This window comes from Variovorax sp. GW531-E2, from assembly GCF_059423125.1.
In genome coordinates, this window is sequence record NZ_JBWKXQ010000100.1 from 1 (window position 1) to 13,088 (window position 13,088).

The following is a 13,088-nucleotide window of genomic DNA, read 5'->3' on the forward strand; positions in this document are numbered from 1 at the left end:
CGGTGGGGGCGGCGGCTTGATCTCGCTGATGATGGTCGCGTCCATCGGCTTCTTGATCAGCTCGACCGTCTGGCGCGCGAGCCCCGACACGAGCGCATAGCCCACGCCGACGTGGAACAGCACCATCACCGCGATGCCCACGGGGCCGAAGCGCGATTTCGGGTTGAAGTCCTTGCGGGAGCGCTTCATGGGATGAACTGCTCCGCGCCCACGATGCCCAGCTTGCTCACGCCCGTGCGCTGCGCCGAGGCCATCACGCCGGCCACCACCTCGTACTTGGCGCGCCGGTCGGGGCGCAGGTGCACCTCGGGCTGCACGGCCTGCGCGGCGACCTGCTCGAAGCGCCGTTCCATCTCGCCGCGGTCGGCCAGCGGCTCGCCGTTCCACTGCACGACGCTGAGCGCGTCGATGTCGATGCGCAGCACCTCGGGCTTGAGCTCGCTGGGCGGCGGGTTGCCGGTGGGCATGTTCAGGTTCACCGAATGCAGCTGGATCGGGATGGTGATGATCAGCATGATCAGCAGCACCAGCATCACGTCGATGAGCGGCGTGGTGTTGATGTCCATCATCGGCTCGTCGGAAGGCGTGCTGCTGCGCCGCCCCTGCTTCTGTTTTCTTGGCATGGCTTGCTTGTCTCGTCTCGTCTCAGTTGCGCGCGGGCGGCTCGGTGATGAAGCCCACCTTGGCGATCCCGGCCGCCTGGCAGGCGTAGATGATCCGGCCCACCGGCTCGTAGTCGGAATGCCAGTCGCCGCGGATGTGCACCTCGGGCTGCGGGTTCAGGGCCGCCACCTTGGTGAGCCGCGCCACCAGCGCGGGCGTGCCCTGCACCGGCGTGTCGTACCAGTAGGTACGGCCGCTGGCGTCCACCGAGATCACGACGGTCTCGGGCTTGCTCTCGCGCACCTCGTTGCGCTCCTTCGGCACCGCGACGGGCACCGAGTAATTGACCACCGGGATGGTGATGAGGAAGATGATCAGCAGCACCAGCATCACGTCGACCAGCGGCGTGGTGTTGATGGCCGCAATGGCCTGTTCCTCGTCTCCCCCGGAGGCCGGGATGTTCATCGCCATGGCGCGATCCGCTTGCGTGCGTGGGCGCGCGTCAGGCCGCGGCGCTGCCGGCCAGGATCACGGAGTGCAGCTCGCCGCTGAACTCGCGCACGTCGTCCATCACGGTGATGTTGCGGCGCAGGAGCCAGTTGTAGCCCAGCACCGCGGGCACGGCCACGGCCAGGCCGATGGCGGTCATGATGAGCGCCTCGCCCACCGGGCCGGCCACCTTGTCGATCGACGCCTGGCCCGCCACGCCGATGGCGGTGAGCGCGTGGTAGATGCCCCAGACGGTGCCGAACAGGCCGACGAAGGGCGCGGTGGAACCTACGGTGGCCAGCAGCGACATGCCGTTGCCCAGGCGCCGCTGCACGCGCTCGGTGGCGCGGTGGATGCACAGGTCGACGAAGTCGGCGAAGTCGACCTTGCCGCGCAGGCCGTCGTGCTTCTGCGTGGCCTGCATGCCGGCGTCGGCGATGAAGCGGAACGGGCTGCCCTCGGCCAGCCGCGCGGTGCCGGCCTGCACGGTGCCCGCGTTCCAGAACTCGTTGTCGACCGCGCGCGCCTGGCGGCCCATGCGCATCTGCTCGAGCAGCTTGGTGACGATCACGTACCAGCTGCCCATCGACATGATCGCCAGGATGGCGAGCACGGCCTTGGCGACGGCATCGCTCTGCGACCAGAGCGCGCCCACGCCGTAGGGGTTGTCGACCTTGGCTGTGGCGGTCGGTGCGGCAACCGGGGCGGCGGGCTTTTCAGGCACCGCCACGGGCGCCGGCGTGGCGGCAGCAGCACTGGCCGCGGCCTGCGGTGCGGCCGGCGTCTGGGCGCCTGCGAGTTGCGGCGCGCTGCCCAGGCCGAGGGCCAGAACAAAGGGCGCGGCCACGGCCGTCAGCCGTGCAAGGAATGTCTTCGTCATCGTTGTCTTCTCCAGAAAAATTGATTGGCTTCAGGCGCCGGCCTGCCAGCCGTGCGCCTTGTCCCAGACCGCCTGCACGCCGCTGCCCGCGCCGTCCACCACGTGGTAGCGGTCGTAGGGCGCGGCCGTCATGCAGGCGTGGTGCGGCAGCACGCGCACGCGGGCGCCCAGGGGCAGCGCGCGGAACATGGCTTGCGCTTCTTCATCACCCTCGCAGGCGATGAGGCCGTGCTCCTGGTGCAGCTCGGCCACGCACAGGCCGGGCAGCGGCACCGTGCCCTCGGCCCGGCACACCAGCCCGAAGCCCAGGCCGGCGCGAAACTCGGCCGCCGACTGGTCCTTCGACAGCGCGAGCGCGCCGGCGTCGATCAGCACGCGGCGCGAGCGCGGGTTGTGGCCGATCACCGTGGCCAGCACCGACAGCGCGATCTCGTCCACGCCGCAGATGCCGCGCGCCGCCTGGTCCAGGTCGAAGAAGGTGTAGACGCCGGGGCGCATCTCGGTGACGCCCTCGAGCGTCTGCGCGCACACGGCCGTGGGCGTGGAGCCCACGCTCACCACCTCGACCGGGATGCCGACCGCGCGCAGCCGCTCGGCCGCATGCACGGCGCCGGCGCGCTCGGCCTCGGCGATGGCGCGGATCGCCGTGCCACCCTGCACGTGGTAGCTGTGGCCCGCATGCGTGAGCACGCCGGCCAGCGCCAGCGATTCGCTGCGCTGCACCTCGCGCGCGAGCGACAGCAGGCCGTCGTCGCGCGGACCGACACCGCCGCGGCCGCCGCCCGTGTCGATCTCCAGCAGCACGCGAAAGCTGGCGCCCAGCGCCTGCGCGCGGGCGCCGGCCGTCTGCACGGCCTCGACCGAATCGGCCAGCAGCGTCACGCGCGCGCCGTGCGTGCGCTGGATGTCGTGCAGCGCCTCGATCTTGTTCGCGTCGATGCCCACGGCGTAGGTCAGGTCGGTGAAGCCGTGGCGCGCGAAGTAGGCGGCCTCGGCCACGGTCGACACCGTGAGCCCGCCGGCCTGCCCGCGCGTGGCGCGGCGCGCCACCTCCGCCGACTTGGCGGTCTTCAGGTGCGGGCGCAGCGCCACGCCGTGGCGCGCCGCGCGCTGCGCCATCGCTTCGCAATTGCGTTCGAGCACGCCGACGTCGAGCAGCAGCGCGGGCGTGGTGAGTTCGGCCAGGGGCGTCATCGGCCGGTTCCGGAGGCGATCTGCGCCATCACGGCGTCGATTTCCTCGGCCACGCGCTGAACCAGCGGCGGCAGCAGCACCAGCGTCATGTGCGCCGCGCCTTCGATGCAGGCCAGGCGGCGTTGCGTCGACAGCGCCGCATGCGCTTCCTGGAACTCGGGCCAGCGCTGCTGCACCGCGGCAATGGCCGGGTCCGCACCGGCCGGCAGCGGCTGCTGCCTGGCCCACAGCACGGCCAGCGGACGCGAGCCGAAGTCGGGCGACGCGGCCGCCTGGCGCGCGACGTGCGGCAGGCCGCGCACCTCGGCCACCATGGTGTCGAGCGCTTCGGGCGTGTAGGTCGCCTTCATCTGGCGCAGCACCTGCGGCATGTCGGCGAACAGGGCCTCGATGGGCGCCTGCTCCGGCGGCGGCGGGCCGCCGGCCTGGAAGTCCGCGCGCTTGACGCGCTCGGCCGCGAACTGCGATTCGGGCGGGTGCTCGTACATCGCGAACTGGTCGGGGTGGCTGGCGTCGAGCATCACCACGCCTGCGACCTGCTGCGGGTACAGGCCTGCGTAGACCCGGTTCAGCAGGCCGCCGAGCGAATGGCCGACGAGCACGATCGGGCCCGTCACGCCGGCGGCCTCGAGCAGCGCATGCAGGCGGTGCGCGGTGCGCTCGCCGTCGAAGGGCGCGTCGTCGGCGTCGCTCCAGCCCATGCCGGCGCGGTCGTAGCTGATCACCGGGTGCTTGGCCGCCAGCGCCTGCTGCAGGCGCGCGTAGGTCGGCGAGGCGCAGCCGCCGCCGGCCTCGATGACGAGCGTGGGCTGTGCGGCGCTGGCCGGCACGGGGCCGCTGCGCTGCAGGTGCATGGCGCGGCCGTCGATGGTGTAGAGCTCGCCGGGCGCGGCCATGTGGTGCGGGCGACCGGGTTGCTCCACGCGCGGCCAGTAGTCCAGGTCGCGCACGCGGTACGGCAGGTTGGCGAAGTCGGTGCTCAGCGAGGCCGGCGTCGACACGTACAGCACCGACTTGGCCAGGGGCCCGAACTCCGCGTGGAAGTGCTGCGCCGACTTCACGATGACCAGCTTCTTGCCCGCCAAGTCGATGCCCAGGCCCGTGAAGAGGTCCGCGCCGATGACCTGGTTGCGCTTGCTGATGAGCACGATGTCCACGCCGTCGGCCGCCTGCACCCACACGCACGGGCCCATGGGCGTGCGCACGCCCGACAGGCCGCCCTGCGAATGCGCCTCCACCACGTTCATCACGGTCACGTGCAGGTCGATCGGGTCACCCGAGGCCGGGCCGCACTTGCCGCCCAGGCGCAGCTCGAAGCTCGCGCCCACGCCCGCGTCGCGGCACAGCTGCACCGCGCCCAGGTCCCACACGCCGCCGAAGGCCACGTCGCCGATGCCGCGCTCGACCACGGCGCGCAGCATGAAGGTGCTGTCGCTGGTGGCGCCGCCGCCGGGGTTGTCGGCGGTGTCGGCGATGACCACGGGGCCGCCCTGCACGGCCATGGCTTTGGCGAGCGTTTCCTCGATCGAGAGCGAGGGCACGCCGGTCTCGTGGCGCAGGTCCCAGAAGCCGCGGCCGAGTTCTTCGGCGAGCTTGGCGGCGAGCGCGGGGTCGTTGTCGGTCACCACCCACAGCTTGGCGCCCGACTCGGGCACGTCGGCCCAAGGGAAGCCATGGCCCAGCGACACCGAGAGCACGCCCGGCAGCTTTTCGGCGTCCTGCATGCGGCGCACGAAGCCGGCCATCGGTTCGCGCGTGGTGTGCCACTTGCCGACCATGCGGCAGTCGTGCACGGCCGTCACGGGCTTCACGCGGCCCTGCGCGGTGTCGACCACGATGCGGATCAGCTCGGTCAGGCGCTCGAACGCATCGGTGTGCGGATATTCCTTGTAGCAAATGATCGCGTCGGCCGTGTTCAGCATCTTCTGCGTGAAGTGGCAGTGCAGGTCGAGCGAGACGCCGATGGGCACGTTCGGCCCGACGATCTCGCGCACGCGCGAGATCACGTCGCCTTCACAGTCGTCGTAGCCGTCGGCCACCATCGCGCCGTGCAGCACGAGGATCACGCCGTCGACCGGGCCGGCTTTGCGCAGGTCGTCCAGGATCTCGTCGCGCAGGCGCTCGTACACGCTGCGCACGGTGCGCCCCAGCGGCTGTGCGAAGGCCAGCAGGCTCTCGACCGTTTCATGGCCTTCGGCGGCCAGCTGCCGGCGCACTTCCACCGCGTACAGGCCGTAGCCGGTGGCGTCGCGCGTGCTGGCATCGCCGCGGAAGATGCCGTATTCCTCGTAGCTGCCCAGGCCGGTGGGGGCCGAGACGAAGGTGTTGGTTTCGGTGGCGAACAGGGTGGTGAAGAACTTCATGCGCGAGGCTCCTGGCGGGCAAGGTGGATGTTTCGCGAGCGCGTGGTGGCAAACAGCAGTCCCACGACCCGGCCGCCCTTGCGCTCCACGTTGAGAACCGATTTGCCCAGCTGGGCCAGCACCGGGTCGACCGAGGCGAGCGTCGCCACGTCGGCCGACAGCGGCGTCAGCACGCACGCGTGCTGGCCGTGGCGGCCCTGCACCGTGAGCTGCAATCGGCCGTCCACCAACACCATCCGCGCGGTGGCGTCGAGGTCGGGGCTGGTGTAGTCGCCGCACAGTTCGTCGGCGAGCGACGCGGCATCGGGCGCGGTCTCGGGCAGGCGCTCGAAGCGGCGCGGCTGGCCGCCTTCATGCAGCACGAAGGCATCGGGTGCGCGTTGCGGGTCGATGTCGACGGTGTCGATCACGAGGTCGTTCGTCGGCAGGTCCTGCAGGCCCAGCCACAGCTTGCCGTCGCCCTGGTTCAAGGGCCTGGCCTCGCCGGCCTGCCACGACAGCGCCAGCTTGCCGGCCACGTCCGCAAAGCCCAGCAGACCGCCGGTGGAGGGTGCGTGGTAGCGCTGGCCGGGCAGCGCGGGGAAGGCGCTGGCCAGCGGGCGCACCTCGGGCGGCGCGAGCGCGTTGCCCAGCAGCAGCTCGATCACCTTGAGGGCCAACGCCGACGGCGACACCGGCGCGCCGTTCACCATGGCGATGATGTCCAGCCCGTGGCTGGGCACGCTGATCATCTGCGACTGCGCGCCGAGCACGGCGCCCGCGTGGTGCACGATCTCGACGCCGCGGTACGGGTGGCGCGCGAGGCCGAAGCCGTAGTTCACCTTCGAGCCCGACGACAGCGTGGTGGGCGCCGACAGCAGGGCCCAGCTCTTCGCGCTGCCCACGATCTTCTCGCTGCCGTGCATGTGGGCGAGCCAGCGCAGCATGTCGTCCGCCGTCGACACCAGCGAGCCGCCGCCGTCGAGTTCGCACGGGTACAGGCCGCGGCGCCAGCCGCCGCCGGGCGCGGGCATGTACAGGCCGGCCATGCCGGGGACCACGTCCAGGTCGGTCACCACCGACGAGGTGTCGGCCATGCCGAGCGGGTCGAAGAGGCGCGCCTTCAGGAACTCGTTGAAGCTGCGGCCGCTCACGCGCTCGACGATCTTGGCCAGCAGGAAGTAGCCGCCGTTGCTGTAGACCATGTGCGTGCCGGGCTCGAAGTTCAGCTCGCTCTGGCGCGCCATGGCCGGCAGGCCCGGGCCGGGCAGCGTGAACGTGAGGCCGTGCGCAATGGCCCACAGCTCGTCGTGGCCGCGCCAGCCGCTGGTGTGCGTGAGCAGGTGGCGCAGCGTGGGGCCGTTGGCGCTCAGTTGCGGCAGCTCGGGCAGGTACTTCTGCACCGGGTCTTCCACGTCGAGAAGGCCGTCTTCCGCCAGCAGCAGCACGGCCATCGCCGTGAAGTGCTTGCTGGTGGAGGCGATGCGCATGCGCGTGGTCGGCGTGAGCGCCACGCCCATCTCCAGGCTGGCCATGCCGACGGCGCGGCGGTACAGCAGGCGGCCATGCTGCGCGATGGCCAGCACCAGGCCGGGCGCATCGCTGCGGTTCAGGGGCGCCACCAGCGCGTCGATGGCGGCCAGTGCGGAAGCGGTGTCGGAAAGAGGAGCTGAAGGGTGTGGTTGTGACATGGAGGAACAACGAACGATGAAAGGGGGAGCGGAATCTCGACGCAGCAGGCTCAGTTCGGCTTCGCCTCGCGCATCAGGCGAACGAACGGGCCTTCGGCGGCGCGCAGCACCATGGCGCCCAGGCTGCCGCCGACCAGCGTGGTCACGACGATGGACACCGCCAGCCCGTTGGGCATCGACTTGAGGGCGTCCGACAACATGCCCACCACCAGCGGACCCACCACGCCGAAGGGCAGGCTGGCCAGCGTGAGCATGGCGATGGTGCGGGCGCGCAGGTGCGGCGGCGCCGCGTCCTGCAGCACGTTGGGCAGCAGCACCGCGCTGCCGATGAGCGGCACCACCAGCAGCCCCAGCAGCGCGAAGTTGTGGTTGGCCGAGCTCGTGAACAGCAGCAGCGTCGACATCAGCGCCGCCGAGAGATTGCCCAGCATGATCAGCCGCAGCGCCGCAGCCGGCCCCATGCGCGGCTGCACGTAACGCATCGACAGCACGCCCAGCAGGCCGCCGGCCACCGTGCCGCACAGGAAGGCCAGGCCCATGCCCTGCCCCATCTGCACCGGCGTGACGCCGTAGGTGCGCGCCGTGAGGATCGGCAGCCAGGTGCCCAGCGAGCTCAGGCCCACGCTGGTCAGGCCCACGCCGACCACCAGGCCCGCGAAGGTGCGCCAGTGCTGGCGCAGGTGCTGGCGCAGGGTCGTGGCGCCCGGTGCGTCGGCGGCCGGTGCCCCGGGCGTTGCTTTGGCTTCCAGTGCGCCGCCGCGCGGCGTGCGTCGGATCGACAGCACCAGCAGCGTCACCGGAATGCCGGCGCTGGCCAGCACGAAGAAGGTCAGGCGCCAGGCTTCGAGCTGCTGCATCGCGACGGGCAGCCAGGGCCGCAGATCGTCGGTGAGGTGCACGATGGTGCCGCCCAGCAGCGCGCCCAGCGCACTGCCGAAGATGGCCGACAGCGCGAACACCGCATTCGCCAGCACCCGCTGCGCCCGCGGGAACAGGTCGGGGATCATGCTGTTGGTGATGGGCGTGAGGCCCGCCTCGCCCACGCCCAGGCCGACGGAGGCGACGAACAGCACGCCGTAGTCCATGGCCGTGCCGCGCATGGCGGTGGCGGCGCTCCACAGCACCACGCAGGCCGCGAGCACCACGCGCCGGTCGTAGCGGTCGCTGAGCCAGCCCAGCGGCAAGGTGGCGATGCCGGTGAACAGCACGATGCCCGCGCCCTGCAGCAGCCCGAGCTGCGTGTCGGACAGCGACAGCGTCTGGCGGATCGGCTCCGTCAGCAGCGTGAGGATGACCTTGTCGATCGAGCCCAGCACCGTCGCGATGATGAGCACCGCCAGCGCATACCAGGCGCTGGTGGGCGCCTTGCGGGTCGTTTCCAGGGCCGCAGGGGCGGCCGCATCCAGCGGCATCGGTGCCGCGAACGGTGGGAGGCCCGACATGTCAGAACGGAACGTTGACGTTCACGCCGATGGTGCGCGCCGGCACGAGCGCCGCGGTCACCAGGTTCGGGTTCGCGTTGAGTCCGGTTTCGATCGACACGATGCCGCGCTTGTTCGTCAGGTTGCGCACGTAGGCCGAGACGCTGAAGCGCTTGAAGTCGATGCCCGCCTGCAGGTCGACCAGCGTGTAGGCCGGCATGTTGATGCTCGGAATGGCCGTGCTGCCGCGGTAGCCCGCATCGCGCTTGCCGGTGTAGCGCGCGCTGATGCCGACGTAGGCCGGGTGGTCGGCGAGGCTGAAGTTGCGCGTCACGCCCAGCGTGGCGGCAAAGCGCGGCGTGTGCGGCAGGCGCGCGCCGGCCTTGGCGCCCAGGCCCTTGGCATCCTCGGTCAGGCGCGCATCGACGGCCGCGGCATTGGCGGTGAAGCGCCATTCCTTGCTGGGCTTCCAGTTGAGCGTGACCTCGCTGCCCTTGATGCGGGCCGCGCCCGCGTTGGTGACGAACACGAAGGCGCCGCTGCGCGTGGGCTGCTGCACGCCGGTCCACTCGATGTCGTACAGCGCCGCCTCCAGCGACAGCGTGCGGTCCAGCAGGTCGGCCTTGTAGCCCAGCTCGTAGCTCCACAGCGAGTCGGAGTTGTACATCGGCTGCACCACGTTGCGGTCGGTGTCGGCCTTGAGCACGTTGGGACCGCCGGGGCGATAGCCGCTGGCCGCGCGGAAGTACATGGTGCTCGTGTCCGACAGCGTGTACTTGGCCGCGGCCAGGTAGGTGGTCGGGCTTTCCGACGAGGTGCCGGCGGCACTGGCGGCGACCGACCCGACGAGCTGGCCGGTCTGGCGGCTGGCGTACTTCTGGTTGTTGCGCGCCAGGCGCACGCCGCCGGTGAGCGAGAACTTGGGCGTCACGTTCCAGGTGACGTCGCCGTAGGCCGCCTCCTCGCGGTAGCGCGAGGACTGCGTCGAGGTCAGCAGGCCGAGGCTGCGGCCCCCGATCAGGTTGGCGTCCATGACGCCGTTGTTGCTGCCGCGTTCGCGATTCAGGTACAGGCCCGCCAGCCACTCGATGGTGGTGCCCGAGCGCGAGGTCAGGCGGAACTCCTGGCTGATGCGGTGCTGCTCCACGGCGCTGTTCACCGGCACCGAGGCCACCGGCAGGCGCAGCGCGCTCAGCATCGGCCCGTAGCGGCCGGTGACGTCGACGGTGTTGTTGATCTTCACGTCCTGCGCGGAGGTGATCGAGTTCAGGCGGGCCCAGCCGAAGTCGTATTCCACGTCCAGCCCGAACAGCTGCGTGAGGTTGCTGTACGACTCGTTGGCCGACAGCTGGCGCGTGCGCTCCCGCGTCCAGGGGCGCAGCGTGCGCTGGTCCATGTCCTCGAAGCCCAGGCCCTTGCGATGCACGTCCTGCACCGTGCCCGTGAGGCGCACCGTGAGTTCGCGCGTGGGCGTGAGCAGCAGCGAGACCCGCCCGCCGTCGGTGTGGCCGCGGTCGATGTTGCGCCCGCGCGCCAGGCCCGTGGCGTCGTAGCTGCCGCCGAACTGGTCGGTGAAGGCGGCGAAGCGCACGGCCGCCACGTCTTCCTTGAGCGGCACGTTGAGCACCGCGCCGGTCGTGAAGCCGGGGCCGCCGCCCTGCGTCCACGAGGTGCCCAGCTTCACCGAGCCCGCGAACTCCATGGTGTCGGGCTGGTTGGTCACGTACTTGAGCACGCCGCTCATGGCGCCGGCGCCGTACAGCGTGCCCTGCGGGCCGCGCAGCACCTCGATGTGGCTCAGGTCGAGCATGCCCATGTCCAGCGGCGTGTTGCCGCCGCTCGCGCCGGCCGAGCTCATGCCGGTGGCCACGTCGTCCACATACACGCCCACGGTCGCGATGCCCTGCACCGGGCCGGTGGTCAGCCCGCGCATGGTGAGCGTGCCGCCCACGCTGCCGCTGCTGGTGAGGTTCACGCCCGGCTGCTCGGCCACGTAGTCGGCCAGGTTCTTGGCGCCGGCGCGCTCCAGTGCCTGGGCCTTCATCACGTTGACCTGCATCGGGATCTCGCGCACCGGCTCGCGGCGGCGCGTGGCGGTGATGGTGACGCTGTCGAGCGACTGCGGCGCCTCGTCGGCCTGCGGCTTGGCAGCAGCGGCGGCCGTGTAGATCACGATGGCGCCGTCGTCACCGCGGCGCGTCTGCAGCGGCGTGCCTTCGAGCAGCCGCGCCAGCGCGTCCTGCGGCGACAGCGCACCCTTCACGCCGCGCGTGGCCACGCCCTTCACGTCGTCGACCTTGTAGAGCAGCTGCACGCCGCCCTGCGCGATGTAGGCGTCGAGCGCGGTCTTGAGATCGCCGCCGCTCACGTCGAAGCCCTGCGGCGGGGCCTGCGTCTGTGCGTGCGCGGCCATGCCGCTGGCCAGCGCCCACGCGCCGCCGATGACCCAGGGGCGCAGTGCGCCGTACGTTCGCTTCTTCTTCTGGGGCGGCAGGCCGGTGCGGGGCGCGGTGCGATTCATTGTGTGTGTCTCCAGCGTGGTTATTTGTTTGGGTACCCACTGAGACGAATGCCCCGTCACATTCCGGTAATTTACGGATTCGAAATTCTGATTTCGTTGCCGCTCTCATGCGCGGCAAGACCGAAGCCCTGCTTCAGAAGCCCCACGAAGCCGCTCATGTTGTTCGCATCGAAGCTGCCGCCGATGCGCACCTGCGCGATGACCGGGTCGGCGATCACCAGCTTGCGCAGGTTGTAGCGATTGAACTGCGCGGCCGCGTCGCCCAGCGTGGTCTGGTCGAACACGAGCTTGCCTTCGCGCCAGCTGAGTTCGTCGTCGACCTGCTTGGGTGCCTTGGACATCACGAGCACGTTGTCGGCATGCGTGACCGCCGCCTGGTTGCGCGTGAGCACGGTGGGCTCGGCGCTTCGGGCATCGGGCTTGGCCGCGGCGATCTGTACGCGCCCTTCCTCCACCGTCACGTTCACCTGCTCGCCCTGGCGTCGCACGAGAAAGCGCGTGCCCAGCACGGTGATGCGGCGGTCGCCGGCGATGACCACGAAGGGATGGTTCTTGTCGTGCGCGATGTCGAAGTAGGCCTCGCCCGCGTCCAGCCACACCTTGCGCCCGCTGTCGTTCACGGCCGTGCGCACCTGCGTGGCGGTGTTCAGCGTGAGCTTCGAGCCGTCGGACAACGCGACCGACTGGCGCGCACCCACGGCCGTGGCGTAGTGCTGGCCGCGTTCTTCCTGCGTGTACTGCCAGCCGAGCCAGGCGGTGCCGGCGGCGGCCACGAGCACGCCGGCGGCGATGCGTTGCAGCGAGAAGCGCGACAGGCGCGGGGCCGGACGTTCGGCCTGCGGTGCGGGCGCCGGCGTGGGCAGGGGAATGGGAATCGCCGGTGTGCGCAGCGCGCCCAGCCGGTCGCCGCGCTCCCACGCGCTGGACAGCCGCAGCCAGGCCACGCGGTGGGCGATGGAGGCGGCGATCCAGGCGTCCAGCTGCTGCTGGTCGGTGTCGGTCCAGTCGCCGCTGTCGCGGCGGGCCAGCCAGTCGGCGGCCAACGATTCGATGCGCTGCGCTTCGCTCATGGTGAGAGCCTCCGCTCGTTCTGCGCTCGCCCGAAGGCCTTGGTGTCCAGCTGCACGCCGCCCGACAGCAGGGCGTCGGCCAGGGCGCGCACGCCGCGCGAGACCTGGCGCTCCACCGTGTCCTCGGTGATGCCCAGCTGCGTGGCGACCTCGCGCTGCGAGAGCCCGTCGATCTTGCGCATCTCGACCACGCGGCGGCACTTGGAGGGCAGCGCGTCGAGCGCCGTCTGCAGCAGCCGCAGCTCGCCGCGGCCGGCGGCGTGGCGTTCGGGCGTGAGCTCGTCGGCCGAGAAATCGAGCGCGTCGAGGTCGGCAATGATCTCGATGGAAACGATCTGCGCGCGCCGGGCGCGGTCGATCAGCAGGTTGCGCGCGGTGGCAAAAACGAAAGGCTTGACCTGGTCGGGCATGGATCTGGAGGCGGACTCGTAAATGCGCACGTAGACGTCCTGCCGCAGGTCGGGCACTTCGGCGTCGTCGCGCCAGTTGCGGCGAAGGAAGCGCGTGAGCGCGGCTTCCATCGGCAGCACCTCGCTGACGAACCAGGCATCCAAGTCACTGAGAACCACGAAGCGCTCCTGGAAATTGAAGGGCCGACACACAAAGCGGCAGGTCGCCGGGATTGGCGACAGACAGTGAGACGAACGGCCCGAAGATTTCCGGTAACGCGCGAAGGCCCGCCGGCGAAATTTCCTTGAATTCCCATGCCCGGCGGCGGACCCGGAAATTCTAGAAGGCCGGGCCCGAGGGCTTTTCCCCCTTGCCCCGTTACCGGAAAGTGCGCTCGAACTCGTCTCACCGGGGGCAGAAGAAAAACCAATTCGCGGAAAACAGACCGACATGATTCGAATCCGGAGGCAGCCCCCCACCTTCCTTG

General features: G+C 70.6%; 10 protein-coding genes and 1 pseudogene. All 11 read right to left on the reverse strand.

Translation table 11 applies throughout. The annotated features are described in order from the left end of the window. Positions 1–189, reverse strand: a pseudogene (locus AC07XP_RS31330) (energy transducer TonB); the annotation flags it as partial. Continuing rightward, complete coding sequence (locus AC07XP_RS31335; RefSeq protein WP_139702542.1) at positions 186–623, reverse strand: ExbD/TolR family protein; 438 nt, start codon at positions 621–623, stop codon at positions 186–188. The gene AC07XP_RS31335 and the pseudogene AC07XP_RS31330, both read right to left, overlap by 4 nt. A gap of 22 nt (positions 624–645) precedes the next feature. Beyond that, positions 646–1,074 carry an ExbD/TolR family protein gene (locus AC07XP_RS31340; RefSeq protein ID WP_101488902.1) on the reverse strand — a complete coding sequence of 143 codons (429 nt, stop codon included), beginning with the start codon at positions 1,072–1,074 and terminating at the stop codon, positions 646–648. A 31-nt stretch (positions 1,075–1,105) separates the two neighbouring features. Then, entirely contained in the window at positions 1,106–1,972 is an 867-nt protein-coding gene (locus AC07XP_RS31345; protein WP_495266856.1) for a MotA/TolQ/ExbB proton channel family protein, read from the reverse strand. 30 nt (positions 1,973–2,002) lie between these two features. Next, positions 2,003–3,166 carry an alanine racemase gene (locus tag AC07XP_RS31350; RefSeq protein ID WP_495266857.1) on the reverse strand — a complete coding sequence of 388 codons (1,164 nt, stop codon included), beginning with the start codon at positions 3,164–3,166 and terminating at the stop codon, positions 2,003–2,005. Further along, positions 3,163–5,529 carry an alpha/beta fold hydrolase gene (locus AC07XP_RS31355; RefSeq protein WP_495266858.1) on the reverse strand — a complete coding sequence of 789 codons (2,367 nt, stop codon included), beginning with the start codon at positions 5,527–5,529 and terminating at the stop codon, positions 3,163–3,165. Before AC07XP_RS31355 ends, AC07XP_RS31350 begins: the two co-directional genes overlap by 4 nt. Next, a complete protein-coding gene (locus tag AC07XP_RS31360; protein ID WP_495266859.1) occupies positions 5,526–7,199 on the reverse strand; it encodes a serine hydrolase domain-containing protein in 1,674 nt (557 codons plus the stop codon). The genes AC07XP_RS31355 and AC07XP_RS31360 overlap by 4 nt, the downstream gene beginning before the upstream one ends. Positions 7,200–7,249: 50 nt before the next feature. Beyond that, positions 7,250–8,641: an MFS transporter gene (locus AC07XP_RS31365; protein WP_139702536.1), complete on the reverse strand. Its 1,392-nt coding sequence runs from the start codon at positions 8,639–8,641 to the stop codon at positions 7,250–7,252. A gap of 1 nt (position 8,642) precedes the next feature. Beyond that, positions 8,643–11,141 (reverse strand): TonB-dependent receptor, encoded by a 2,499-nt coding sequence (locus AC07XP_RS31370; protein WP_495266860.1) that lies wholly within the window; start codon positions 11,139–11,141, stop codon positions 8,643–8,645. Between the two features lie 71 nt (positions 11,142–11,212). Further along, complete coding sequence (locus tag AC07XP_RS31375) at positions 11,213–12,211, reverse strand: FecR family protein (protein WP_495266861.1); 999 nt, start codon at positions 12,209–12,211, stop codon at positions 11,213–11,215. Continuing rightward, positions 12,208–12,780: an RNA polymerase sigma factor gene (locus tag AC07XP_RS31380; protein WP_223301388.1), complete on the reverse strand. Its 573-nt coding sequence runs from the start codon at positions 12,778–12,780 to the stop codon at positions 12,208–12,210. Before AC07XP_RS31380 ends, AC07XP_RS31375 begins: the two co-directional genes overlap by 4 nt. Positions 12,781–13,088: the final 308 nt, after the last annotated feature.